The sequence below is a fragment of the Bacillus sp. FJAT-26390 genome (assembly GCF_001682865.1).
Classification (GTDB): domain Bacteria; phylum Bacillota; class Bacilli; order Paenibacillales; family Paenibacillaceae; genus Pristimantibacillus.
In genome coordinates this window covers 166682-193537 of sequence record NZ_MAQX01000001.1, presented here as the reverse complement: position 1 = coordinate 193537, position 26856 = coordinate 166682, and the positions used below count along the sequence as shown (strand labels likewise).

Sequence of the window (26856 nt, the reverse complement as noted above, 5' to 3'; positions counted from 1 at the left end):
AACTTCTCAATAAGCGGAGGAAAGGATGTAGTACAATGGCTAAATATACGACCTTTATCAAGTCGGAGGATGCTAGAGCGCAAGCCGAGTTTTATATCCAGGCATTAGGCGGTGAGATCCAGTCTCTGATGACGCACGGGCAATTGCCAAACGCCAGCGATGAGCTGAAGGACAAGGTTTTGCATCTCTGTGTACGGGCTGGGGGCGTTAATTTCTTCATGTCGGATTCCGTATTTGAGCCGCTAGTTAGAGGAAACAACGTTCATCTGGCACTTGAGTTCAAAACGGAAGCCGAAGCACGGCAAGCCTTCGACAATTTAGCAGCAGGCGGCCATATTAGCCAACCGTTGGAGCCGGTATTTTGGGGTTCATTATACGGTGAAATCGAAGATAAATTCGGAATCAAATGGATGATAACTACAGCGCAAGAAGTGAGCCAAGCCTGATTCAATCCACCATTTATTTGCTTCTTTGAGGAGGTCGGCCATCAATCTGGTCGGTCTCTTTTTGCTTTGGAGCTAAAATAAAACAAGGGTTTGTCCCCGGAGGTGTCGAATAGTGCCCATGATGGTTCATTCTATAGCATACGATTAGGAGGATGGCGAATCATGTCGTTCTTATTCAAAGCCAGCGATTACCCGCAAAGCCCTGGCTGTTATCTCATGAAAGATGCTGACGGCCGTATTCTCTATGTTGGCAAGTCCAAAAATTTGCGGAGCAGGCTGCGCTCTTATTTTACTAAAAATCATACGCTTAGAAAAATAACCCAGCTCGTTGATGAAATATCATCGATTGAGGTTGTGCTTGTAAATAACGAATCAGAGAGCCTGCTGCTTGAAAACAATTTAATCAAAATACATAAGCCTCCCTATAATCGTGCGTTAAAAAAAGACAATAGCGGCTATGCTTATTTGCAGCTTACAGCAGACCCCCTGCCTCGGCTCGATGTTTATTACCGTAATCGGAAACGCAGTCAGATTGCCGCTGATTCCGCTTCCCTTCCCTTGCATCGTCTGGGTCCCTTCAAAAGTGCCCGCTTTCGCGACGCTTTGCTCGAATTCGTAACGGAGCATTACGGCCTCCGCACCTGCAAAACGATGCCCAAGCAGGTATGCCTGCTGTACCATATCGGCAAATGCAGCGGGGTCTGTGAAGGCAAAATATCCAAGAGTGAATATTTGGAGCATACCAGGCAGGCGTCCGAGCTTCTCGCTAATCGTGGGCAAGGCTTGATCGAAACGCTTTATGCGAAGATGGAGGCTTATGCGGCAAAAATGGAGTTTGAGAAGGCGCAGCAGATGCTGCTAAGCATTCGCAATCTGGAGCAGGCATCTGACAAGCAAATCGTCGATCGTGAGGCGGCCATCGATCAAGATGTGCTTTACTTCGGGGAAACGCATGTGCTGGTAGCTAAGGTTCAAGAAGGCATGCTGCGGGATTTTCAAATGTTGGAACTTAAATCTGCGGATGTAGAAACAGCTTATGACCAGTTCATTATGACGCGTTACGCCGAGAATAGCCCTGATGAATTGATTGTGAACGTCATAAATGACCAGAAGCTTGTGCGTGCAGCCATTAGAGGAAAAACGAAAAAGCTGCTCACCATTACACAGCCGAAGCGCGGGCTAAAATTCGATTTGCTCCAGCTGTGCAAATACAACTATGACTATCGAATCGAGCGGCTTCGCTGCGGGCAGGAACAGCCGGTCCCTTAAAATCGCTTTATTTTTGAGCAACCTTAGCCATATCCCTGCTCTCCAAGATGGAAGTTTCATATCCTCTGCTCACGATGTGGATCATTGCTCTGCCAAGCTCGCTGAGTGTGATGACATGCCTTGGAATAAGCCCGCGCAGGACGGGGTACAACCACGTAAATGCACCATAAAAACGATGGGCATTTTTCAAGCCTTTAGTCGGATGAATGTAGCCGGGACGGAACATATATGCGCTTTTGAAAGGCAGCTGCAGCAGGTGGTTTTCCGTTTTTCCCTTCACCCGGGCCCACATGCTTCTCCCTTGTTCCGTTCGATCCGTTCCCCCGGCAGTCACGTAACAGAAAACCATCTCTGGATTTAATTTGGACAGTAAGCCTGCAATATACATGGTCAAATCATACGTAATTCGGCTGTACTCAGCTTCACTCATTCCAACCGATGACACGCCAAGGCAAAAGAAGCAGGCATTGTAGCCTTCGAGCTGAGATTCTACTAAAGATAGATCAAAAAGATCGGCTTGCACGATTTCGGTTATCTTCGGATGGGTTACACCAGATGGCTTGCGGTTGATGATTAATACCCGTTCCACATCGGCATGCTGAAGGCATTCATGCAAAACCCCTTCGCCTACCATCCCCGTCGCGCCTGTTAGAATGACGCTAATTTTGGTGCTTGCAACGTTATTTTTAGCGGGCATAGGTCCATTCTCCCTCACGTCAGCTTATTTATCTCATGACCCTATAATAAATGATCGTTCGATTATTGTCTAGCGACTATAGTTTTCGACCGCTTGAATAAGCTGCTCCGCCAAGTTTTCTGCTGTAAATTGTGCCAGCGAAAAATATTTCTCAAACCTTTTTCATCGCATAAAAAAACCGCCAGTCAACTTAGCGTAAGTTAACTAGCGGAAATGTTCATTCAATTGGCTTGCACATCCAGCACGATAAGCTCATATGCCGCTTCTCCAACTCGGATGATGCTTTTGGACGGAAGATCGACCTGCTTGCCTAGATTGACCTCAACGCGGCTTGGATAGTCGTCTAAGCTAATCGCGCCATCGCTGCCTTGATCTGGCTGACTGCTAGGTGTTACGGTGCTTGTGCTTTCAGATTTAGTTGTTGCATCAGGGGCTGTACTGCCTTCATTAACCGGCGTCTCGGTAGGCTTGCTCGTGGACGGGGTCTGAGACTCGGTCACCGCAGCATCTGCGGAATTAGTCGGAGTCGGCGATACTTCTCCTACCGCGCTGCAAGTAAGCGTAACCTTTAGGTCTGTATACTCAACTGCTTCGGCACCCGCCGACTCTACCTTCAATGAGCTAGGCGCAAACTGCGCGCAAGCCGCTGCGTCCTTAAATGAAAAGACAAGGGATGTCGTCGCTTCTACGCCTTCGGATGCTTCATTTTGCTCCGCGTATACGATCGTATCAGGCTTGGTTATGCCCGTTTCAACAGTAGGCGTCACTTCAGGCAAAACGCCGCCCTCTAGCTTCGAATCACTTTTGCCGGCGATGGATTGCAGAAGTCCGGCAACGAGCAAAATAATGCCTAACGCCGCAACCGAAGTAATCAGCGTCGCTTTGCGATTCCGGCGAAAAAATTTTGAAAGCGGCGAGGATAGCTCCCGGGCGGCTTGCTTATACACCGCTGTTAGCGCTGGGCCAGCCTTATCGAAATGCTGTTTCCAGTTCCCACGTTTTTTGAAAGCATCACGGTCATATTTCTCAAAATAACCGACGATCGCCGTTCTATAGGCAGGCACGAAGCCTCTCGATTTCATGAAATCAGGATGTCTCTCCGACAGCTGGAAGAACCCATATATCATCTCTTTACTTGGCGCATTCCGCTGCAAATAGTCGAGCAGCCCCGCATAGTCTACCGATTCCATATCTGAGCTGCGCAGAAAGGCCAGCACATGGCGCGGAGCATCTGCAAGCTCCAGCTGCCCCGCCAGAAGCCGGCGCCCGGTCAGCTGTACTCGGTCCATCTCAGCCGGTGACAGCCGGCCGAATATAGCAGCCGTAGGCTCCGGCAGCTTCAGCCATTCATACATCACAAGAAGCATTAGGCTGGCTGATTTTTGCCTTGGGTCCTGAAGCTGCCCATTCCATCGCTGCAGCTTATCCTTGTAGGTTAAGAAATCCGCTTGGCCCAACTGTTCGTGGGTGAGCTTATCCATATCAAGCTCAGTGAGCATCGCGCGATAAGCAGCCAGCTCAAGCTCCTGATAAAGGTCTTCGGCATCATAGGACGCAGTCAGCCCTGATCCATTCCGAGCTTTTTCAGCCAATCCGCGCAGCTGCGCCAAAACTCTGCTGACAGCCGGCAGCGAATAACGTTCCCGCTCCAGCTTATCCGTCAGCTGATTCCGTGCAAGCGTCTGGAAAGGCTCAAAGCCAAACAGCTTTGGATGAACGTTCCCCCAGTGCTCAACCAGCTCAAGTACACTTTTTGCACCCGCAGCAGCCTTTAACTTCTTCTCAAGAAAGGAAATGAACAAGCTGCCTGTCAACGTAGAATCCGCCATCAGCTTTGTAAAAAAAGCCTTGCTTAAGGCTGGATTGCTTTCAACGGCTGCATAAATGGAAGCAACCGTTTCTTGCTCGTTCATTCTATTCGCTTGATTAAGGGAAAGGATAAAATAAGTAACGATTTTGCTTTCAAGATACTTGCCGTCGATTCGGTAATAATCTTTAAAGGCATCCACAATGAATACATCCGGCACAATTCCTTGCCGAACGCGATCAAATTCATAATCAAATCGAGACAGGAACAAATCATTGAGGCGAATCTTCGAATCAAGCGAGCCGGCAGGCTGCAAATATTCGAGCAAACCGCGAAGCACTGCCGTTTTGTGCGCTTCATACAACGATTCATTGCCTTCCTCAATCTGATACATAACGCAAAGCTCGTGATAGCTGGCTGCCGCGATTTGACGCTCCGGCCCCATTCCTGCCAGCATGAGCTCAGCAAAAGGATAGAAGCTTTCGGCACGCTCCGGGCGCTCCAAATTATCCCATGCAAAATCCAAATAAGGCTGGTCCGTACCGTCCAAATCCACATTCATCATCCGGCCGCTTGCGATATCAAACGTATAATCCTTCTCGATGCTTCGATCGCCAAGCCGCAGGCTTCCCTGCTCCACGAAAGTAAGATGCACGGCTTTGCGGCTTTGGGGCTCCTTCGCATAAGTAATAAAACCAAGCTGCCTGCGGTATGCATACGGCAAGCTCGCATAAAGTACTGCCATCAGCTGCTTTGCTTTGCCTGGCAGCTGCGCAATCGGCACGTCAAGCGCGATGTAGACCTTCTTCTTGCCGCTGACAGCTGACATCACCGCATACAGCAGCTGCTTAAATGTCTTCTCATCGATATTCAGCAGTGATAAGAGCGAACGATGCGATGGCTTAACCGCAGCAGCCGCTTGAACGGGCAGCTCGGCTAACTCCACGATTTCCATCCCGCCTGCGATATCATAGCTGCCTTCGAAGGATGCTTGCAGGAAGCGTTCATAGTCGCAATCCGGGTTGTTCGCAAGACTCTCAGGAATGATATAGTTATGCGTAAAGAACGCACTGCGAAGACCCGTAAAATCCGCTGCCTGATAAACGCTGCGGCCAAGGAGCACGTCGCCATTATCGAGATGCAGCAGATGCATTGTCTCGGGATATGCGGAAGCGTCCTTCTCTCCGCGCACGGAAAGCTCGGCAGGCGCATCGTAAACACAAAACGGATGGAGCGTTTTTTTGATAAAAGCAGGGTCTAATCCGCTTGATTTGGCAATCGTGTCATAGCCCTCCGTGGATCTGAAAATACCGCGTCTCTCCCGTGCGTACATTTGCTGCTGAATCATCCTGCGGGGCATGGAATCGCGCACTATTCTCTTCTCCCCTCGATGAAGTTCAGCTTATAGAGCAGCCAAATGAAGGGCTCGTCCACACGGATTGGACTTACTACGGTTTGAAGCTTCTGATCCACGGGATTGCTGCCAAGCGCGGATACCGCATAATAAGCCGTATCCTTGAAATAAACGTCCATCGTTCCCTTGAACGGGCGATCGACCTTCTCGATGAAACGCCGGATTTCACCGTCGATATTTTCAAATTCGGTTAGATTGAAATAATTGCGGTGCACCATATTGTTAAAAATATTGCTGTTTGACTTAATATATTCGCCATCCTCATCCTTCAGGGAATGAAGCATGTCGCTTTTGGTCAGCACGACGGCTGTCGGTATATCGGTTTTGTTATTTTCCTGATACGCAATAAAGTCTCCGAACATCGTCAGGACAACGTCGCGCGGCTCGTCATATTGGGACACCCATTCACCCGGCTTGTCGCCGATGTTCATTCTAATTTTCTCGCGGATCGAACGAATCTGCAGCGGATCTACCATTAGCAAGATGCCTGCCGAGTTTTTAATATGCTGGCCGTGCAAGCCCAGATAATCCTGCTCGACCATTCCCTCGCCCGCCACATCAAAAAATACGAGCGTAAGCGGCGGCTTCGAATCATCCTTAAAGACGAATTGGAAAATAAACGGCTCCTGCATCTTCTCCTTCTGCGTGGAAGCAAGCAGATCGCCGCGCTCGAATAACGGCTCTTCGTAATAAGTGCGGAACTTTCGGCTAATCTCCGCGTTAAGCGGCATGCAGGCTGCATTAAAATGATCTGCCGTCGTATTTTGCAGCGTATGGATTAAGGAAGTCATATAGACCGACTTGCCAACTTGGGAAGCGCCTATAATCGAAATAATGTTGCTTGGCACCTTGCCTGCGGTCACCGGAAGCTCGTTATGGCATTTCGGGCAAAGCCGTCTGCGTGTCAGCTCGCCGTAACGGTCATTGATGCCGATCAGCACATGGTCGGAGTAAACGCGATGCTCTTCCGGCACGTCCACCGGATGAAGCACCGCTTCCATATCATGCACGGAATCAAGGCCAAAGCGCTCGCGGTATTTGTTCAGCTCCTCGTCTTCCCCAAGCGCATAATCCTCATCATCCTCACGGGAATGGGCTGCGCGGAAAACGACCTCGTCCGGCGTAAATTTGCTAAAGCAGTAGGGGCAGACAATATCATAAAACAACGGACGCGCCTTCGCTTCCGGCTTTTTTTTGAAAAGATCGAAAATGCCCATGCGATCTTCCTCCTTTATACTGAAATCAACTCGTACATTTGACCGTAAGTTCGGCCATCGGTGAAAAACAATCGAATAAAATCCTGTTTGCCAATTTCGATGGCAGGCAGCACATTTTTTCCCGCTGCAAAAGGGGCGACAAACGGATATAACATGCCGTCATCCTTGTTCGCAGGGTAGCTTCCCTGCTTCTTCACGTAACAAAGGACATCCTTTGCGACCGGGACCTCTGTCGTCACCTGAATTTGAATCGTTTTAAACTTTCGAAATAGGCCGCCCTTGCTTGAGATCGAATAATAGATTTTAGCTCTTCCGGCGCTGATTTCAATACGATTCTCCTGGTTAGGCTGAAGGATGAGCTGCGATCCAGCACTTCCCTCCTGACAGGCATACACCGTAAAAACAAACAGCCCTACGCCTTCTATTCGGCTATGATAGCCGTTATTCGCTTTATACTCCGCCTTCGTATACAGCTTTAGTTGACGGGTGTCCAGCACGCCGTCCCCTGCCTGCTCGGCGGCCTTTTTACCAATGTAAACCGCTTCTATTCCGCCGGGCCAAATCCAGCGCAGCGTGCAGCAGTCCTCCTCTATGACGCGAGTCAAGCCACTGATGACCGGAGAACCATCCTCTGCATCGATAAAACGCATTTAAATCCGCCTCCCGCATCGTTTAAAATCCATGGCTGCGGCTATCCTTTGTCCGTCCGCTTACGCCTGCGGAAGGTACGTCATTGATGCTGCTTTTTCTGCCGCCTCCGTGCGTTCTCGTGCTGTTGCTGTCCTTCACGGGAACAATAAGCGTGAATATGCTGATGATTGCCGCCAGTACAAGAACTGCAAACAAACGTGACAGCCCATCCGAAATCATATGCCCAGACAAGCCGGAATCCAAAATGAAGCCTGCCAGCAAGCCGCCTGCTACGCCGCCGGCGCCAAAGCTGACCGCCAAAAACCGATTGTCGAATACCAAGCCAAGCGACACGCCAATGGCAGCGCCAATTATGGCTAAGCATAAAATACGAAGCAGCGTATAGAACGTACTGTCTGCAAGCTTGCCCGTGCGCTCCGTCAGGAGTGTCTGCTTGTCTATTTTGTCGTATATATTTTGGAACACGAGCCCGAGTCCATTTGCTTCCGTCACGTCATAGTAGCTTCCGCCCGTTGAATCTGCAATTTCCTTGAGCAATGCTGAGCCTCTAGCATCAACAACGCTAAGACCGACCGTATTTACGACGATTTGCTGCTCTTGATAAGCTGCAAGCTGCTCCTTTAAGCTGGATTCACTGAAGCCGTCCGACAGCAGGATGACCATCTTGCCGCGTTCAGCTTCACCCGTGCCCTTGATCGTGTTCATGGATACATCGAGCGCTTGATTAAAGTTTGTTCCGCCATCAGTTGGCTCAATCCCGTCGATCGATGCATTTACGGCATCCTTCTCAGCCTGCGTGCTAACGCTCGTGAAGGGCTGAAGCAATTCCGCTGTATCGCTAAAAACGACAACAGCCGCTCGTTTATCGCTTTCCATGTTGTTAATTAGCTGCTTCGCAGCTGTATACCGTTCATTGTCAGGATCGGTCTCCAGCATGCTTCCCGAATTATCAATGGCAAGCACGATATCCTTTACCGGCTTCACACCGCCGAATTGCAGCCCGTAAACAAGCTGGACCAAGCCGCCGACAACAAACAATAGCAACAACGTTGCCGGTACTAGCAGCTTCCATGATAATCCGGTATAACGCTGCCGCCATGAAGATCCGTTTAAGCGCGGTGCAATCAGCTCGGCAATCAGGCAAAACAGCCCGATGCATAAAGCGATAACCCCAAAATAGAGGCCAACAACGACGAAGCGCGGCCAGCCCTCCGAAAGCTGACCAATTATAAACTCGCCGATTGCAAAACCTATTGCTCCTCCTATTAAGCTGAACAACAGGAGAAATCCATTTATTTTTCGTTGCATAGTGACAGCCCCTTCCCCCTTGCTAGTAGACCAGCGCGGCTAATGATGTATACCGGTCAGCGAAGCTCTGGCAGAACAACTGGATCAATCGAATGAAATTCGTACCCATTCTGCAAATAGGTTTCATAATATACTTTGCCGTTCCTGTAATACATCAAATCCTCTAAGTGAAAGCCGCCCATTAAGTTCAATTTTTCAACGCCGCTGCTGCGCTTCTCATGCACGCAGCCGAGCTTATAGATGCGTGAGGTTTCGTCAACGCCAAGCGCATACCGGATAAACTCGCTATCTCGATCGCCGAATAAGTACTTCTCCTCATAACGATGCTCATGGGTATAGTCGAGAAGGCGGATGTTGATCGCCGCGTTATCCTCAAGCGTACGGTACAGCTGGCGGAACAGCTCGTCCCTCGTCAACGCTTTGCGATTGCTGTAAGCCACGGATACGTTCGCCCGCAGCAGAAGCTCCTCCTCGAAGGAATGCGTAAACGGCTCAGCGGTCAGCAGATGCTTGCGGCAAACATCAATCAAGCGCTCTAGTAACGCGGTATCCCCCTGCTCCAGAAGTTCCGTCATATTCCCCATGCACCGTTCCTCGAAAAACGCCGAAGCACCGCGCTTTTCTTCAATATCCTTCATGACGCTATCCGTTACGCGCTCATAATAATCGAAGATGTTCTGACCGATATAATCATCCGACGAACGAATGCTTTGCAGCGAGGCAGCTTTAAGCTCTGTCCCAAGGGCAATCATCTGTTCTACTCTCATTCGGTACTCTTCATGCAGGCGCTCCAGCTCGCCAGCAAACCTTCGATATAGAGCAAGCTCCGTCTCCAAGCGCAGCAGCTGCCATTTCATCCGATAAACCGTATCAAAAAAGAGGCGGATGAAGGATCGCAAATTTTGCTTGTCCATAAACGGTAGCCGTTGAAATTTCAAATCCTCAACCCGCATTTCAGCAGTTCGTTCCAGTTCATCCTGAGCGAGAGCGATTTCTCTGGACAAATCTCTTATTCGGCCATGAACCGCGTTCAGCACACTGCCCGGCTCATTCTCATCGGTCCACTCGGACACCTGATAAAAGCGGATTTGCGGCTGATCTTTTTTATTTCGGTCGAGGATGCGGCGAAGCTCATCCGCAGCTTTCAGTTCACCGAGTCGTATGCCTGCCGCATCGGTAAAGTGCTTGCGGAAGAATGCTTCGCAGCCTTCGCCGAACAATGCCGTCTCCGCCTCGCGCAGCGACATGCGGCGCAGCTGCTCATACCGGACACCGCTCGTTAAGAGCCCCGACATATCGGCAAGATGATCATCGCTTGGAACGATTTGGGCTGCTCGCGCCTCCATCGTCTCGGCATCAAGCCCAAAATACGCCAGCTTCTCTTTGCCGGCAAGCTCAGGCACCGCTTGCAGCCGCGCTGCCAATTGCTCAAAGAAGTGATACAGCACGGTCAACGCAATCGAATATGACGGGCGCTTCACCTTAGCTAAGCCAGCTGAGACAAAGCCCTGCCTTCCCGATTCGGACATCAGACTATTCCGGAACGACGAGTTGTTGTAGCTTCCGTCGTTGGACTCCCGCTGAGCGTCCTTTCGTCTCCTGTTCTTAAGCAGAAGAATATGGCAAATGATCTCATAGTTATCCAACATGCCGTTAAGCGTAGTGATTCCCCGTTCGTTCCGGTCAGATAATATATAGACCAGATCAAACAACGGGGACTGCTTATGAACGACTGGAACCGACAAGCCATCGCTGGTCACCTGAAGGTTCGCGGAGTACGAATAATCCAGCCGCTGCATCCCTTCCAGCTCCCGAAGGAAGCCAATTCCTGCTGCTCCCGCGTATCCAAACGTCTCCGATTGTTCGCGCTCGTTGATCAAGCCGTACAAATCCATTTGCACCGATTTGAATAGCTGCAAAAAAATCGATTGCGCGAGCAGCGATATTTCTGGAACGAGCACGTTCATCGGATCATCAACTCTTGTTATGACGGCAAGGTGAAGCCGATCGAAGGAAGCGTACAACCGTCCATAATCGGCAATCGTATCGCTAACCTGGCGCAGCGCTCGGTTGAGATCAACCAAGTAACGCCCATCCTCGCGGAAGCGTAGTGCAATATCCTTGCGTACTGACTTGTTATCGCCTTTATCCTTCGATAGCCCGCTCATCGTCACTCGCATGACCTTCGCAGCTGACTCTACGCTGCTTGCCTCTCCCGATGATACATGGAGGTAAATAACACCGGCATTGTTATCCCATTTCAGCTCATTCGAGCGAATCATCGGCTCTATCGCTTGACCCGCTTCATCGCCGATGAACAAAAAGACCGTCGGATAATGGATGCTGCTCTGATCATCCTCAAGTCCACTTAATTTCTGTTCGGAGGCCGAATAATCAGCCGCATATTGACCCAGCGCAACTCTCATCGCTATTTCAACTTTCTGCGAATTTCATTAAGCTTGGAAGTCATCTCTTTGTAGAACCGGTGCAGCTCCTCACCGTTTGCAAGTTCAACCTTTTCGTACTCAAGGCGCTCGCGCGCATCAAGGAAGGTACCGAATAGCTCCTCGAGCTTGTGAAGCAGCAGTTTTGTATCCTCCGTTGCGGTCAATTCATTGACTCTGCGCCCAGCTTTGCGCATCAGCGTGCTTCGGTTTTTCTCATCAAGGCGACGGAAGCCCTCAAACACTTCATGCTCGACATAGCTGCTGCTCTTCATCAAGTTAGCGAAGGGCGACCATGCCTCTTCCTCAGGATCGCGGTCATATACGTATAGCGCGCCCTTCTTGCAGATCGTATCCGTGTACAGCGCCTCGATAAATTGATCAAGCCATTTTTCCTCATCCTGATGCTGGTGAAGAAGCTGTTCAAGCTCGTTTGCTTTGATGGCAATCGCCTCATACTTCGAGAGCTCCTCGCGAACCCGGCTTAACTGCTCCGGCGAGCGAATTAGATTTTCTTGGGCAAGCTCCTCCGTGAAGCTTCCGAAAATATCTTTGGTCGATTCAAGCTCCAGCCCTTCGGAGAGCAGGCGCTTCAATTCGTTTAATGCGCGTTTCACCTCGCCCAAATTAGGTTTTGCGGCATCAAGCTGCATATTAAATGGCTTTAGCGTATTTGCCAGATCGAACGGCTTCGTGAAGCGAACCGAATAACGGCTGCTCGTATTTTGATCAATGCCCTTCTCCGCGATTACACGGAAGCTCTCCGCTTTCGCAAACTCGGCGCGAACTCTTGCGTTATAGCTCTGCACGCGCGGATTGACATACGTATCGCCCCATGACTTCTCCGGAATCGGAGACGGCAAGTACGTCCAGTTGTTGCGGTCGGTTTGCACCAAGTGGCGCCCAATGCCTTCCTTGTCCAAAATCGTCCGCTCATAGCTTTCCTCATATACCTTAAGCGGCGTATAAACGAATAAAGGCACGCCGTTTCGCGTATTCAACCAGAAAATCCGGTTTTTCACTTCGCTTTCCTTGATCGTGAAGTGGGATTTGCCGATCGAATTATTTTGATAGTTTCGAATGCCCCGCAAAATGCTAGGCGCCTGTACAGGCACCGATACGAAGCCCCATGACGGCACATGCAAATTGCCAGAGCTATTGCTGAGATGGAATACAGGCACTGCTTCCTCATCAAGCTTGCTTGCTATATGGCGCTCAACAAACTTCTCGATCGATTCATCGTTCCCGTATTTCATGACCAGAAATTCTTCCATCGATTTCGTAATGAGATCGCCGAACTTATCGGTCAAAAATTCCGAGATCGAGCTGACGATATCGATTTCCTGCTCCTTCACCCAAAGGTTCGAATGATCGAGCAGCTCCTGCGTAAAGTCGCGGATCAGATCGTCCCCGTCCTTCTTATCCATCAAACGGCTGATGACATCGGAAATGTCCGGCACCCCAACGATATTCCAATAATACGTTTTGTTCCCTTTATGGTCCGCCTGCTCGTCGCCGTTCGTGAGAATATCGCCGTTTTTGGCAAAGATCGTATTAAGTACGTTTAAGATTTCGGTGAACACGTTATAGATCCTGTTGTTCTCGTTGTTAAGCAGCTGATGCAGATCCTCATAAAATTCAATCAATTGCTCCATGCGCTCTACATCGGCAAGCAGCCAGTACTCATTGATTTTCGCTTCGATATAATTGTTTTTCTTCTTGTCTTTGGACACGAACGCGCTTTTTGCATCGCCCATGCGCTCCTCCGCTTGCTCCCTAGCCGCTTCAATCTCGCGCGGGAGCCGCGTCAAGCCTTCACGAAGCGTCTCAATATAGGAAAGCAGCATCTTCAATAAGCAAAAGCCTTTCTCCGTATACAAAAGGCGCGATACGTAGAACGGTCCCTGCTCCGGATGTAGGAACGTACGGCGAATTTGATCGGTAAATTGCCCGACGATTTCGCCTGGAAGCTGTTTTTTGGCCTTGATGTATTCCTCGCGCGCGCGCGCCAGAAAGTTTTGCTCGAGCTCCGTATCCATGTTCACGGCCTGCATTTTGATCACGTTGTTATAGCTGAGGCGCTCGCTATTCTCAAAGCCTGGAAGCGGCTCCGGCACGCGCGAATCAAATGTCTTCATCATCGTTTCGAGATCGATGCCTAGCTTGCGCGCAAACTTCTCCACGTCGTCCTGGCTTGGCGCCTTCTCAAACATTTTGTCCATTTTATTAAAGAGACGATAGGCCAAATAGGTTGTCATTTCCTCAATAGGCAAAACGGCCGAGGAAGCTCCGATAATGTTGTAATCATAGTTAGCCGGGTACATCTTGTTCATTTGGGCGATGTTCGTCCGAATGTTGCTAATATAGTCATGAATGGCGAACTCTTCGCCAGACTGCTTTTCCTCGCTGGAAATAAAGTTTGTAATGTTCTCCGCCGTCACGTTCATGCAATAATCGTAGGCATTCTCGAGCAGCTTGCCTTCCGCGTTTGTCGCCGAAATAAGATGGCATAGGTTAAATGGCGGAAGCGGCGAGTTTACGGACAAAATATTGCCGTACTGCTGCTTGAACCGCTCTCCCCTGCTATCCACATTCATCCAATAATCGAGTTCCTTTAGTGCGGCATAGCCGTTTTTCTTAATATACTCGCGTGTATGGTCGCTCAAGCTTTTGTTCGAAAGGTTTATGTCCGGCGTGAACAAATAACCAAGCGTATTCACGCGGTCGATGCCTGCTGCGCCATGATCGCGCTCGATGATTCCTCTGACGATATACGAAATATCGAGGAAACAGCCGCTGCCCGTTCCGCCCGATAGGCCAGTAAGCAGAAATACCATCAGCTTCTTGTTCGTGCCGACCGACAGCGTCTTAATTTTTTTGTCAATGCTTTGCACGACCTGGTTGATCTTCGTGAACAGCAATAGCCGTCCGGCTTGGCGCACGCCAGCGGCACCGTTCATGCCATCGGTAATGCTCAGCTCTGGCGAGAGCCAATCGGTAATGTACGGCTCCAAAATGCTGCGGTTTTGCAGCAATCCGCCAACCTCGGCGTTGGACAGCAGCACAAATTCATTAATCGGGTCGAGCCCGATTCCTTTATATTTTTTGTTGCGATCCTGCTCATTGGTCTCGAAAGCAAGAAATTCAACGTTATCCGGCTTCTCCAGCTTCCGCTTGGAAACCGGATCTTCCGGCAGCTTAAAGCGGCGGTTAATTTGATACTTCAAGCGAAGCAAAGCATCAATGCCTGTACCGCCAAGCCCAATAATCAAAATCGGGTTGTCGATGGTGTCGACTCTAATCTTCTCGCTGACGATCCCGCCGCCTAACGATACGTCGAGCTGCTGTATATGTTCTCTTACGATTGGTTTCATGGTTTGTTACCTCCTGGGCTCTATTTAAACGAGATATTCGATAAATATGGTTTTGTCCACTTGCTTCAGCGAAACCGTAATGCGGTCACCGCTCTTCATTTCAAAATCACGAGTCGCATCGATTGCCCGCCCCGACTTCTCTATCGTGCAAGCGGAGCCGTTTTGAAGCAAAATGCGGTCGTTGCTGCCTGGTTTAAAGACCACTTTCTCGGTCTCCCTCAGCTCAGGCGCCAGCTGCAGCAGCTGGTGAAGCAGCAGCTTGCCCTTAAAGGCAGACAGCTTCTTGTATTGCGGCGACGTTTTGTCGCCTGTGTTCTCATCACGAATTTCGATGACGATCTGGCCGACAAAGCCGCGGTTCGCTTGCTTCAAAAGCCTCATGATGAAATAGGCTGCCGCCAGCAGCACCACTAAACCAATCGCGCCCAACACGACAGGCACAATCGGGAATGGTTTCTTCTGCGTATCTGCTGGCTGCGTCGGTGCCGTCTGTCCCGTCCCCCCTGATTTGGCCGTTATCGTTACCGGATCGGTTTCTCGGAAGAAGCTTTCCTCCTCCGCCTTCACCTTGATTTCATAATCATGCTCGTCCGCAACTTTATACGTACCTTCGAAATGGTCGCCCGCGTTTTGCAGCGGCACTTCCTCGGTTTTACCTGTGTCCAAATCTTTAACGAGTAAAACCGCGCTCATGTTGCTGTACTGCGCCGCATCCGCTAACTTTTGTCCGCCGCTGACCAGATAGGAGCTGAATTTCACTTTGTCGCCCTTCGAATAGGTTGTCTTGGCAAGCGGGTCCATCGCCAAGCTCAAATCGTAGTTAAAGATGAGATTTATATCGATTTTATCGCGATTGACACCCTTTACCTGAAGCGTCCAATCGCCTTCAGACGGCGATAGCAGCTTGATTAAGGAATAGCTCTTTGACTTGGACAGCAGAACGTCATCCGACGGAATCGGGACGCTTTTGCCTGACGGATCAAGCAGCCTCGCTTCAACCGGCTTCGACGACATGATCGAAATGTTCGCTTCCAGCACATTGGCGTTCGGAACGGAAATTTTCACGTCCTGGTAGCTGCCGTTTGCCGTAAACGAATCGACCGGAACGACGTTCAGCTCAAGATGGCTCGCAAAAATCTCGCTTAATATTTGCGGCAAATCATCGGCTGAATTGGTGGAGAACGATTTGCCCCCGGTTACGTCTGAAAGCTTAGCCAAAGCTTCCTTATTTAATTTGCCGTCGGCGTTCAATCCGATCGTATAGATCGGCACATCTTTGTCATTTGCCTCTTTTAAGGCTTTCTCCATATCCGCGTCGGACTGGGCCTGCGTCCTGCCGGATTTATTATTAAAATCGTTGTTGCCGTCAGCCAGCAAAATAATCATGGGCTCGTGATCAGGATCGGCAGCATCGTCCAAAATTTGAACGGCCTCCTTCACGCCGACCGATACGTCGGTATAAGCGCCGCGGTTCAACTTGTCGATGAACCCTTTCAGATTCTCTTTATCACCCGCCGACTGAATTTCTAGAAGCGCCTTCTCGCGCTGAATTTCGTCGGTATAGGCCACGATTCCGACCCGATCCCCTTTAGTCGACAGCATGTCGATGAACATCTTCATCGCTTCATTGCCGATTTTGCTAGGATCGCTCGTACTCATTGAATGACTTACATCAAGCACCAGCACCGCATCGATTTGCGAGGCGCCTTTGGCCGCGTGTGCCGTAGTTAAGCTGCTGAAAGGCAGCAGCAAAATGGCGGAAGCCATTATGAGATGTCGTGTAATACGTTTTAGTCGGTTCATTTTTGTACTCCTTTGTAATAGGACAAACGGTTCTCCCATGCTAGTCCGATAGTCACTGTTAGTCACTGCTCCAAGTATAATGTTATACTATAAATTAAGTATACCTGATAGATTTCCATAAATCACTTTTACTGTAAGCGAGGTACAGCACATGGTTACATACGTCTGTCTTGGACTATTGTTTCTTTTTGTCACCATCAGCGTCATCAGCTATCGTTCACGCAGGAGACAGGCCCCATCTCCCGAGCAAGTGAACAAGCTAGTCTTATCTATTCTAAAAAGCAGCGGGCAGCGTGATCGCGAATGATAAAGAAGCTGCCGGTACTACTCAACCCTTATATTAAAACACGCTATCCTTATGAGAAGCTTAAAATTTGCCGTCGCTGCAATCACTTCACTGTCCTTGGCGAATCGGAATGCCCGGTTTGCAACAAACCTGCCCTGCAAAATGTGGAAGAACGCGCTGCCGCGATTTTGCAGAGGTCGATGTGGAGATCACGGCTTATTGTATTGTTAATCATGACCATTGGCCTAGTGATGAGCGAGTCAGCCATGCAGACTAGTCTATTCGCAGCAGGGTCACTGCTTTTACTCGCTCTATTATGGACGATGCAAAGACGCTCGACCCCTGCACTTTTACTCATGCAGCTTGAAAAATTATTTCAGAGAGAAGCTTATACTCTCTTTGCAGGCCTCGTGAATGACCGGGAAATGGCCATTCAAGTCTTTCATGACGGCGATAAGCCGCTCGCATATGAAATGCTGCGTGAAATCGGAGCGCTTGTCCATACCGACCAGCTTCGCGTCGAGCAAATATTGCTGCTGCAATCGTTTGTGCTGCGCAAGGATATGGATCTCATGCTGGACCCGCTGCTGATGAACCATTTTAATCCCGACCTTGTCGAGTATATAGGCGAGATCACCAAAATCAGGCGGGACTTGATTAAGGAGAATACGTTCCGGTATGTTTTGCTTCATGAAGCCCAGATTTTGAAAATGGAGCAAGGGGAGAGCATTCTAATCGGCGTTACAGGCGCTGCGGTCAGAATGAAGCGATACATTTCGTTATATCCCTATTTGGTATTGCGTTACGCGCGCAAGCTTCCTAAAGACCGTTTTCTGCGTCTCTATCGGATCATACAGAGCAGTCCGGGCTCCGGCTCCTTATACGATGAGGTTATGGATATTTATAACGAAAAGTATAAATGGGATGAGGATTTTCAACTCAAGAGCAAGTAACACACGGATATTCGCAGCTAATTTTCAAAACGTATGGGCGCAACCACTTAGATGTGATTGCGCCCATTTTGCAATAAGGAGCCATAATAATTAATGAAACGAAGTTAGGCTCCCTTTGAGTGCCTCTTTATCTACCTCAATTAGCTTAGCTCGTTTCAGCTTCATCAAAAAAGTCCATCCTCTCTCTCAAATCGAACACTTCAAACATCGTTATTTTCCTCCTCATGCTTTTAGTTGAGTGGCCATTAATATATAGTAATGATGGAAAGATTTTTATTTAAAAATGAGGTGTAGCTATTGTCAGGCAATGATCAGAGCACGTCCGGCATTTATTACTGTAAACCAGCTAAGTTTATCGGCCTGCCCAATCGATTAGAAACGGTGGACTGGAACGATTGCAGCCATGTTGAATTAACGGACACCGTGACAGGACTGTCTCCCTTGGAGTCAACGGAGGTTCGGGCCTGCTGGAGCGCAGATAGCTTATACGTTCGTTTCATGTGTCAGGACAATCATATCGTATCGGATTTCACGCAGAAAGACGAACCGTTATATGAACAGGATGTCGTAGAATTGTTCATTGACGAAGCAGGCCTCGGCCAAAGCTACTTTGAGCTTGAGGTTAGTCCGCGCAACGTTGTTTTTGACGCTAGAATCGAGAATGATGGCAATAAATCTATTACAGGTACGGATATGGCATGGAGCTTCAAAGAGCTGCAAACGATCGTCGAAGAGGCAGGCAATGGGATTTTGAGCTACGGCATCCGCATTCCTGCCATTAATTTCAAGCGCAAGCCAGAGCCTGGCGTCAGTTGGAAAGTGAATTTTTACCGCATCGACGAAGGAACAAATGGCAGCAGGCAATTTCAAGCTTGGCAGCCGACCTATGCCATCAATTATCATATCCCTTCTCGCTTTGGCAAGTTTGTATTCGTAACGAACGATTAAATCCGAAGCCTTCTCACATGCTTAAAGAGTATGTGCGGGGGCTTTTCCCTTGTATGTCCCAATGCTAGTAGAGCGATCCCCGCGCGCCATCCTGCCCTATTATTCATCGATCTTGCCGCCTTCAACCCTAATATGCAAGTATCCCGCTTCCCAAATTCGGGCAAACTGGTTCTTGAACATTTTATTGGGGGGTGGAAAATATATGGATCCAATCGTTCCGTCAAATCTATATGACCAAATTAATCTGTTTTTTCAGGAAAGCTCTGATTTTGTATCGGAGCAGTTTTCACTTTACGGATCAACGGTTCACCTTTGCTATTTCGAATCGCTTGTTGATATCCGTGAAACAAGAAAGTCGCTGCTTCAGCTTGAAATTCATTTCAACGAAAAAAAAGATACGCTAGAGCAAATCGTTTTAACAACCGGCGGTACCTTTGAGAACTCCTTTGATAATATCGTGCAAGCTCTTCTGAGCGGCAGGCTCAGCCTTTTTTCGGAAGACGGTTTAACTCATGTCATGATCAATCCGACTCATCCCCGCATCGCTAGAAATGTTGACGTCCCGCAATCAGAAAATGTAATCGAATCGTCGTTCGACGCCTTTACAGAGGATATCAAAACGAATATCAGCATGTTGCGGACTAAAATCAATTCGAAGGATTTGGTTATTGGCAATTATATGTTAGGGGCGTTTAATCCGCGCAGAATTAGCCTGTTTCATGTAAGCAGCAAATCTCAGCCAAAAGTGGTGCAGCGCATTATCTTTCTTTTGGAAAAAAATAAAGAAAAAGAGATTGAAGGCGTCCAAGATCTATCAAGCGCATTGGGCTTGCCGAAATTTAGCCTTGTTCCGGCCTTCGTTGCAACAGAAATCCCTTCGGAAACCGTTCGGCATTTGATGGAAGGCAGAATTGTTATCTTTTTGGATCATTATCCTTACGCGCTTGCCGTTCCTGGATTTGCTAATGATCTATGGAGCATGCATGGGGATCGTAATTTTCCGTTTGTTTTTATGGTCACTATACGTGCAATACGAATGCTTGGTCTATTCGTTGGCTTGATTGCCCCTGGGCTTTATGTGGCATTAGTTTCTGTGAATCCCGAGGTTCTTCGTATCCAGCTCGCATTGTCCGTCGCTTTAAGCAGAGAAGGTGTTCCCTACCCTGCTTTAGTTGAAGTGCTGCTCATGCTAGGCATTTTGGAAATGATTATTGAGGCAAGCCTACGGCTTCCAAAAAGCATAGGACCCACCGTTACGATGGTAGGCGGGATCATTCTCGGCCAGGCTGTCGTTCAAGCGAAACTGGTCAGCAATTTATTAATTATTATATTAGCCGCAACAACGATCGCGAATTTCACTTTGGTCGGCTACCAAAATGCGTTTATGATACGGTTATTCAAATACATCATTTTAATTATTAGCGCGATTTACGGCCTGCTAGGCACGCTGTCCGGCGTGGTCTGGGTTTGTTTTTACATAGCAAGCGTAACGACGTTTCAATACCCATACCTCAACTCAAGCATGAAATCCGGAGGTACAAATGACTAAATATGCTCCATTAGTTACCTTTTTCTTGATTCACCTGGCTACTATACTTTTAATCTATCCCGAAAAAATTATCGGATCTACGAAGAGCGGACATTGGGAGCCTATTTTAGTAGGCTTTTTTATGGAATGGATATTGATGTGGGTGTATTTGAAAGGCCTTGCTGTTTTTCCTAAAATGGATCTCGTTGATATTTTTAATGATTTAATCGGAAAATGGGCAGCCCGGATCTTTCTCCTTCCGTTAATCCTGTTCTTTTTTGTAGACCTTAGCGTCATCCTGCGTGTTCATGCGGAAATGCTGACGGTCACCTTCCTGCCCGAATATCCGATATGGACAATCGTATTATTGGTAGTAATCCCTTTGTATGCTGCCTGGAAAGGAATCGATACCATTATAAGGTCTACCATTATTCTTTTTATACTATGCATGCCCATCACGGTGTTCTCGTTCATTACTTCCTTTGGAAATTTCGATATAAAAAACAGCTATCCGCTGGTTGATGCCAAATTATCTTTTCTAAATAGCCCTGATTTTTATTCAAGCCTGTTCGCTCATACCGGTTTTCTCTTTTTGGGCTTGATTCCCCTTCACAAATACCCCATTTTAAAAAAGCATAAAAATATTTTTTGGACCTATCTTAGCTTATTGGTTTTTTATTTCGCGATGGTGTATATTCCTATCCTTATCTTTAGCCAGGAAACCTCCGTCCGCTTTCAGTTTCCCACCATCATTTCGATGGACTCCATCGATATCAGCTGGATCATGTTTGATAGACTGACCTTGTTTTATATTACTTGCACGCTTACTTCGGTGTTTGTATATGCTTCTTTGGTGCTTTGGATGATGATCAATGTCATTCAAAGGCTCTATCTGCCGTTCTCGGTTACGATACTATCCATTATTCTAGCGGCTGCGGTATTGGCGCTTGCTGGATTTTTACCTACTTGGAACTCCGTCCAATCGCTCATCTGGGTGGATACGCAAATTCGTTATTACTGCATACTCGTCATACCGGCAGCTGTATTTGCTATGGGGCTGATCAAAAGGAGGCAAGCGGCATGATTATTAAAAACTTGGCTCGGTTCGTGCTGCTCTTGAGCTTCTTCGCTTTATTAACCGGCTGTTGGAACAATAAGGATATAGATAAACGGCTGCTTCCCGTGGTCATGGGCATAGACAAAGGAAAAAACGGGAACGTCCATCTTTATTTGCGCATTCCTAATCCGGAAAATAACTCGACAAGAACGATCGATGCCGACGAGAAAACGATCGATAAGGCGATAGATATGCTTCGCACCCATGCGGAGGAAAGCATTGATTTATTGCACTTAAAGCTGCTTCTTATTAGTGAAGAAGTTGCAAAAGATAGCATTAAAGAATCGATTGAGTTTGCGGTACGTTCAAGAGAAATCTCGCCAAAGGCTTTAATCGCTATCGTTTCGGGAGATTTTGAAGAAGTCATGCATGATCAAAAGAAAATAAATGTCGGCTTATCTGCCTATGATTTTTTCGGCAAGGATTCCGGCTGGACGCCTAACATTTCCATTATTCATTTATGGGAAGCCTACCGCGGAATCTATACTGATACGGAGGATACCGCCATCCCTATAATCGCCAAAGGAACGGCAACGCCATTCTTATCCAAAGGCTCCGCTATTATGAACAAAGCGCGAATGGTCGGCAAAATATCGATTGAAGAGACGCTTATCTACAATCTTTACCAAGGACAATACTCTGGCGGGACGGTTGAGGTTATGAATAGTTCTACCGTATCGCTTGACAATGCTCATGTTTCCAACCATGCAGATTGGTCCGGTTCAACGCCAAAGCTTACAAGCCATATGAAACTAATGGGCGTGATTGAAGAGAAGCAAGGTAACCCTACTAATGACCAGATTAAAAAAGATCTTGAAGCGCTAATGAGAAAAAGATATTTAAGCCTCCTTACCAGGTTGCAGGCCAATAAATCCGATATTTTGGGAATCGGCCAATACTTCCGAAACCAAATGTCTGAAGAACAAAGGAAGAAATGGAAAGAGACTTATTTTCCAAAGCTTAAACAGGAATTTACGATCGACGTCGTTATTATCGACAGCGGTGATTTAAAATCCTAATGCATGAACAGAGTAGAGCAGGCTGCCGATCATCGGTGGTCTGCTTTTTCAATTTTAACGGTAAAGGTTAAACTTATCTGTTAATGTTTTTTTCAAAACAAGGCTGTTTACTGGAATGAAATCGGATGAACCTTATCATTTGCATGAATGTTGTAAGCTTAAAAGGAAAGTGAAAGATCGTTTGAATACAATGGAAGGGGATAAAACGATGAATCAAGCAAAGCCATTAAAAGCCTACTTGGAGGCAAGTCACGAGGGCTCAATTGACGCGATCGCCAGTTACGTTGAAGAGCATGTGACGGAGAACTGGCAAACTGTATTTTCCCGCAATCAAGATAAATTGCTGAGGGCATATCATGAGGCAGGCGATATGGCATATGGCACCTATTTGAACCTTTTATTTTTACCAATCCATAGACAGCTAAAGGAGAACGGATTCCGTCCTGAGCCGCATTTTCCAGGCGAGTTTGATATTTCTAGGGAATGGGGAAACGAGGAGGAGAACGACCAGCAGCGCTGGATGTGGAGCACCGTCTATTCTCAGAGCAATGAACGGCTTGGCACCATCGTCACCGTCGTGTATCACGATCATACTCAGCTGCGTATCCCCCGGCAGCCTCGCATCATCGCTCTAACCGAAACGGGAAAGGACGCTGTTGTCGCGGCGCTTTCGCTCCTATCGTCCGATTTCGAGCAAGCGCTCGAATTTACGGAAGAATATGCGGCTTACCTGCGAAGCCAGCAGGATTAGAAAGGAAACAAGCAAGGAGCAGCTCCCGAAATGGGACTGCTCCTTGCTTGTTAGAGATTCTTTTTTAAATAATAGTGCGTATAGCTGCCCGCATTTTCAATCGCACCAAACACCTCATACCCTTGTTTTTGATAAAAATCCAGCGCCTGAAAGCTTAACGTGTCCAGTTTTATGAAATTGCAGTTTTTCTCAAACGCTATTTTCTCGGCTTCAATCAAAAGTTTTTTTCCATAGCCTAATTTCCGAAGTCCTTCATCAACAAACAAATAGTGTATCTCCAGCCAGTTCCAGCATATTTCTCCTAGCAACCCGCCGTACATTTGACCATCCGCATTTTTTAAAAACAGATTTACCTCTTGGTACCTGCCTTTTAGGTTGTCGGGAAAATGCTTCATATTGTACGCATACATTTGATCTCTCACATAAGCTTTATCCGTACGATTGGATTCGCTGGAAATGCGAAGCTCCATCCTTTTCACTCCTGTTCATCTTGCCAATCTAACTGCTGCTGACTTTCTCAGTTAGAGCATGTTTTATTTCTTTGCCAACCTAAACCATCCACGATAAATCGCAAAAAGCTCATCCAACAAGCCAGTATCCACCATCGATAAAGCATTAACCAATGGGTATTTGAAAAAGTCCAACAAATCCATTTCAATGACATTCATTTGTTCTATCAAATCATGATGGCTATATGTAATGAAAAACATCTTTTGTCTTTCTTGCTCTGTAATCGGTTCTTTCTTCCTATTTCCAATGTAATCATCCGACCAAATCCTCACTGATTCATCGATGTATTCGATAGTTGGAAAAGGATCATGTCCAAGCCATATATCTTTCTTTGACTTAACTGCTTCCTTTACCTCTCTCCATTGCTCCAATCCACAACAACAACTAGGTAAAATCAACTTACCTTGACCTTCAAAAGCAATTCCGCCGCTAAGTGCAACTTCATCTGTACGAATGAGCTCTTGTACAAATTCATTTGGCTCTTTATCAATGGAAATGTTGTTAAAACCGCATAGCAGTGTGAGAAAAAGGACAGCGTCCTCTTCGGTTGAATTTTTTGATAGATAGACCGTTTCTCTATACTCTACTTTTGACAACCAATTTGGCTGCTCGAAAAAGGGGTCTATAATAACTGCACGAACACCTGTCATCTTTAATCTCCTTTAGTGGGGTTCTTACCATTGTGTTGATTGGTGACGCCAATTCCGCCAAGCCTATGTCGATTTGGTTATTTCGCTATTTTTCGCCGTGAAAACGGGGACAAGCCTTCTGTCATGTCGGTTTTTGCGAGATTTTACAAGATGGATACAAGTTGGTCATATTCCGGAGGTATCTTTTTTCTACAATAGCCCTGTGGTTAGTACAGAGACAGCAGCTCTTGAACAAAAAGGAAAAGGAGAATGAGTATTTTGAAAAAACAACTTTATCCGGAATATGTAATGAAAATGAGGACGAATCATAAGAAGAAATTACCCATCACCATTATTTTGATTTTTCTTGTTCTTTTATCGGCTTGCGGCAGCAACAGCAGCAGCATTTCTAATAATGTGCAACCCCCTGATGAAGAAGTGGATGCAAGACCTGAAAATCCATTATCTATCGTAAAGCAATCATCGGCTAAAAATAACGGCAGCGGTAAAACCATTTATTTAACCTTTGATGACGGCCCTTCTTCGGCTACTCCAGATATCCTTGATGCTTTGAAGTTATTTGATGCGAAAGCGACCTTTTTTATGCTGGAGCCTAAAATGAAGGAGTCGCCGGATCTCGTCAAACGGATTGTAGATGAGGGACACGCTGTTGCCCTGCACGGTGTAACCCATAATAAACATCGTTTTTACCTTTCTGAACAAACCGCACTCGATGAAATGGACCAAGCTCAACATACGCTCAAGGAGATTACCGGCATTAGTTCCGATCTTATTCGTACGCCGTATGGAAGCATCCCTTATTTGACTGATTCCTACCGGAAAGTATTGGATGACAATGGATACAAGTTGTGGGATTGGAACGTTGACAGCAGCGACTGGTCCTCATCTAATGCAGAGTTCATCGAATCTACGATCAGTCAAATTAATCGGTTAGAAAAAGGAGATGTAACTCCTATTGTGCTCATGCATGATGTATCGGAAACGGCGGCTCATTTAATCAATTTGCTAACTTATTTACAAAAAGAAGGATTTGTAACAAAAACACTCGACTCCAGCCTCGAACCTTACAATTTTAATTGCTATGATCGTTGTAAACGAGTAAGTATTGAGAGTTAGTATTTTGGTTTGAACATGGCGTTGAATACTTTAACGACTGAGCTCCACAGGCTGCCTATCGTACTTGCAGCCTGTGGGATAATACTTTCTTTCTTATTGCCCTTCTGTTTCTTCATTTAAATCCCCAATTAATAATCCGATTGCCGATCCAACCAGCAGGATGAGACAGGTTATAGGGAATAAAAGAAAAAAAATCAACGTTAGTCCACTATCAATAAAATAGTTATCATTCAAAACGATATAATAAAAAATAATACTGTCCACAACATAGTTAAAGATCGCAAATAAAATCGTATCCCATCTTTTATTGGAAAAACTAGCCGTTAATGCAGTCGCTACCGCGATAAACAGCAACAGGCCTATTATGCCTAACTCGGAATCCGCTTGCAGGTTGATTCCAGCTAAGAAGAACAGAAATATAAAGATTAAATATGGAGCAGCAATGCCTTGTGTTCTCCAAAAATGAGATTTCCAAAAGCTTTTCATTTTGTTCAACCTAACATGCCCCCGCTTAAAATGACTTTATGATCCGTTAGTCGTATTTTACAGCGGCTCCTTCAAAAAGTTGAAGTACTATCTGTTATAGTACCTAGGCCTGTTGAAATGAAAAACAGCAGCCATGGACTTATTAAGCGTCCTAGACTGCGTCTGCAAGAAAAGATCATGATTCCAGATCCAAACCCAAAAGCTCCAGCTTCACAGAAAAGCTATAGCCCATCGACGTAAGGAGTCTTTTGCTTTCGTCATCCGTTTCATTGACTAATGTCTCGACGCTCGTTCGTCCATTTCCATAATGATATTCAAAAGCTTTCGCAATGAGATACTCAGCTAATCCCTTATCCCGCCAATCGGGAACGACGAATATTCTTTCGACCGCGCCTGTTTGCCAACACATAACGCTTCCTACCAGCTCATCGCCTTCATAAGCCGAAATGGTATGCAGCTATAAGCTAACGCAATTAAGCCCCCGTCCTCGTCCAATACGCAGCTCATCTTCTGATGCCCATAATCTTTATTGTATTTAAAAAGCAGCCATGCCTTATGGCTTAACTTCATCACGCTATTCTCATGCTCCAAATCGTATGGAAGCACGCTCATAGACACCCTTATCTCTCCCCTTTTTGCTCAAGCCTTTCATTCCAATCATATCCACCCGCTAACTTTATCTTATAGACCGGTTTCGATCTGAACAAGGTCTTGTTTATCTATAAGTATTCTATACCGTAACAACTTTAGTAAACATGGTAAAAAACTCTCTACAGCATGTTCCCTGCAGAGAGTTTTTGACAGAGCAAAAAAACGGCTAGTCCAGCGCGTTAAACGCTAACTAGATCAACGCAATGGCAAGCAGAGCAAACAACGATAAAGCAAAAATACCGCCGCCGAACCCAAACCATCCAGAGATACGGACACCATCCGGTCTGCGGAAATACACATTGTTGCTGTCCACGTCAACGATAACGCCCTCAAAGCATTCCCCATTGCGCGTTTGGACGCGAACTCTGCAATTCATATTTTTCCTGCAAAAATGATACATTTCATTCATTT

General features: G+C 47.0%; 23 protein-coding genes. 9 read left to right on the top strand and 14 right to left on the bottom strand.

The features are described 5' to 3' along the window. Positions 1-35 precede the first annotated feature (35 nt). Complete coding sequence (locus A7975_RS00875; RefSeq protein ID WP_065383866.1) at positions 36-446, top strand: VOC family protein; 411 nt, start codon at positions 36-38, stop codon at positions 444-446. A 162-nt stretch (positions 447-608) separates the two neighbouring features. Next, positions 609-1715 (top strand): GIY-YIG nuclease family protein, encoded by a 1107-nt coding sequence (locus A7975_RS00870; protein ID WP_065383865.1) that lies wholly within the window; start codon positions 609-611, stop codon positions 1713-1715. A gap of 7 nt (positions 1716-1722) precedes the next feature. Here A7975_RS00870 and A7975_RS00865 read toward each other — a convergent pair whose 3' ends face one another. The 8 genes from A7975_RS00865 to A7975_RS00830 all read right to left on the bottom strand — a co-directional run bounded on the left by A7975_RS00865 (position 1723) and on the right by A7975_RS00830 (position 16394). Further along, positions 1723-2412 carry an NAD-dependent epimerase/dehydratase family protein gene (locus A7975_RS00865; RefSeq protein ID WP_065383864.1) on the bottom strand — a complete coding sequence of 230 codons (690 nt, stop codon included), beginning with the start codon at positions 2410-2412 and terminating at the stop codon, positions 1723-1725. A 221-nt stretch (positions 2413-2633) separates the two neighbouring features. After that, complete coding sequence (locus A7975_RS00860) at positions 2634-5591, bottom strand: GAP1-N2 domain-containing protein (protein WP_065383863.1); 2958 nt, start codon at positions 5589-5591, stop codon at positions 2634-2636. Then, positions 5591-6850, bottom strand: coding sequence for a TRAFAC clade GTPase domain-containing protein (locus A7975_RS00855; protein WP_053375318.1), 1260 nt, complete (start codon positions 6848-6850; stop codon positions 5591-5593). The genes A7975_RS00860 and A7975_RS00855 overlap by 1 nt, the downstream gene beginning before the upstream one ends. A gap of 14 nt (positions 6851-6864) precedes the next feature. Next, positions 6865-7500, bottom strand: coding sequence for a beta-mannanase (locus A7975_RS00850; RefSeq protein ID WP_065383862.1), 636 nt, complete (start codon positions 7498-7500; stop codon positions 6865-6867). Positions 7501-7522: 22 nt separating this feature from the next. Further along, positions 7523-8809, bottom strand: coding sequence for a vWA domain-containing protein (locus tag A7975_RS00845; RefSeq protein WP_065383861.1), 1287 nt, complete (start codon positions 8807-8809; stop codon positions 7523-7525). Positions 8810-8865: 56 nt separating this feature from the next. Beyond that, positions 8866-11235, bottom strand: a complete 2370-nt coding sequence (locus A7975_RS00840; RefSeq protein WP_065383860.1) for a transcription initiation factor TFIID — start codon at positions 11233-11235, stop codon at positions 8866-8868. A 2-nt stretch (positions 11236-11237) separates the two neighbouring features. Then, positions 11238-14627, bottom strand: coding sequence for a tubulin-like doman-containing protein (locus A7975_RS00835; protein ID WP_053375314.1), 3390 nt, complete (start codon positions 14625-14627; stop codon positions 11238-11240). 24 nt (positions 14628-14651) lie between these two features. Next, positions 14652-16394 carry a vWA domain-containing protein gene (locus A7975_RS00830; RefSeq protein ID WP_255314203.1) on the bottom strand — a complete coding sequence of 581 codons (1743 nt, stop codon included), beginning with the start codon at positions 16392-16394 and terminating at the stop codon, positions 14652-14654. A gap of 339 nt (positions 16395-16733) precedes the next feature. Between A7975_RS00830 and A7975_RS00825 the strand changes: the two genes are divergently transcribed. The 6 genes from A7975_RS00825 (at position 16734) to A7975_RS00800 (ending at position 23032) form a co-directional block, all read left to right on the top strand. Continuing rightward, positions 16734-17669: a hypothetical protein gene (locus A7975_RS00825; protein ID WP_065383858.1), complete on the top strand. Its 936-nt coding sequence runs from the start codon at positions 16734-16736 to the stop codon at positions 17667-17669. A gap of 297 nt (positions 17670-17966) precedes the next feature. Beyond that, a complete protein-coding gene (locus A7975_RS00820; protein WP_065383857.1) occupies positions 17967-18617 on the top strand; it encodes a carbohydrate-binding family 9-like protein in 651 nt (216 codons plus the stop codon). A 202-nt stretch (positions 18618-18819) separates the two neighbouring features. Continuing rightward, complete coding sequence (locus tag A7975_RS00815) at positions 18820-20166, top strand: spore germination protein (RefSeq protein ID WP_065383856.1); 1347 nt, start codon at positions 18820-18822, stop codon at positions 20164-20166. Next, on the top strand, positions 20159-21229 hold the full coding sequence (locus A7975_RS00810; RefSeq protein WP_065383855.1) for a GerAB/ArcD/ProY family transporter: 1071 nt from the start codon (positions 20159-20161) through the stop codon (positions 21227-21229). The genes A7975_RS00815 and A7975_RS00810 overlap by 8 nt, the downstream gene beginning before the upstream one ends. Then, on the top strand, positions 21226-22281 hold the full coding sequence (locus tag A7975_RS00805; protein WP_065383854.1) for a Ger(x)C family spore germination protein: 1056 nt from the start codon (positions 21226-21228) through the stop codon (positions 22279-22281). Before A7975_RS00810 ends, A7975_RS00805 begins: the two co-directional genes overlap by 4 nt. Positions 22282-22489: 208 nt before the next feature. Beyond that, positions 22490-23032: a DUF6022 family protein gene (locus tag A7975_RS00800; RefSeq protein WP_053377735.1), complete on the top strand. Its 543-nt coding sequence runs from the start codon at positions 22490-22492 to the stop codon at positions 23030-23032. 50 nt (positions 23033-23082) lie between these two features. Here A7975_RS00800 and A7975_RS00795 read toward each other — a convergent pair whose 3' ends face one another. Continuing rightward, positions 23083-23502, bottom strand: coding sequence for a GNAT family N-acetyltransferase (locus A7975_RS00795; protein WP_065383853.1), 420 nt, complete (start codon positions 23500-23502; stop codon positions 23083-23085). Positions 23503-23565: 63 nt separating this feature from the next. Beyond that, positions 23566-24192, bottom strand: coding sequence for a hypothetical protein (locus A7975_RS00790; protein ID WP_065383852.1), 627 nt, complete (start codon positions 24190-24192; stop codon positions 23566-23568). Positions 24193-24450: 258 nt separating this feature from the next. Between A7975_RS00790 and A7975_RS00785 the strand changes: the two genes are divergently transcribed. After that, positions 24451-25308 (top strand): polysaccharide deacetylase family protein, encoded by an 858-nt coding sequence (locus A7975_RS00785; protein ID WP_255314132.1) that lies wholly within the window; start codon positions 24451-24453, stop codon positions 25306-25308. 93 nt (positions 25309-25401) lie between these two features. Here the strand turns inward: A7975_RS00785 and A7975_RS00780 are convergent, their stop codons facing one another. The 4 genes from A7975_RS00780 to A7975_RS00765 all read right to left on the bottom strand — a co-directional run bounded on the left by A7975_RS00780 (position 25402) and on the right by A7975_RS00765 (position 26854). Next, positions 25402-25803 (bottom strand): hypothetical protein, encoded by a 402-nt coding sequence (locus tag A7975_RS00780; protein ID WP_053375306.1) that lies wholly within the window; start codon positions 25801-25803, stop codon positions 25402-25404. Between the two features lie 166 nt (positions 25804-25969). Then, positions 25970-26203, bottom strand: a complete 234-nt coding sequence (locus A7975_RS00775) for a GNAT family N-acetyltransferase (RefSeq protein WP_065383851.1) — start codon at positions 26201-26203, stop codon at positions 25970-25972. Between the two features lie 8 nt (positions 26204-26211). Continuing rightward, positions 26212-26412 carry a hypothetical protein gene (locus A7975_RS00770; protein ID WP_141680174.1) on the bottom strand — a complete coding sequence of 67 codons (201 nt, stop codon included), beginning with the start codon at positions 26410-26412 and terminating at the stop codon, positions 26212-26214. 223 nt (positions 26413-26635) lie between these two features. Continuing rightward, positions 26636-26854 carry a hypothetical protein gene (locus A7975_RS00765; RefSeq protein ID WP_053375303.1) on the bottom strand — a complete coding sequence of 73 codons (219 nt, stop codon included), beginning with the start codon at positions 26852-26854 and terminating at the stop codon, positions 26636-26638. Between the last annotated feature and the right edge of the window lie 2 nt (positions 26855-26856).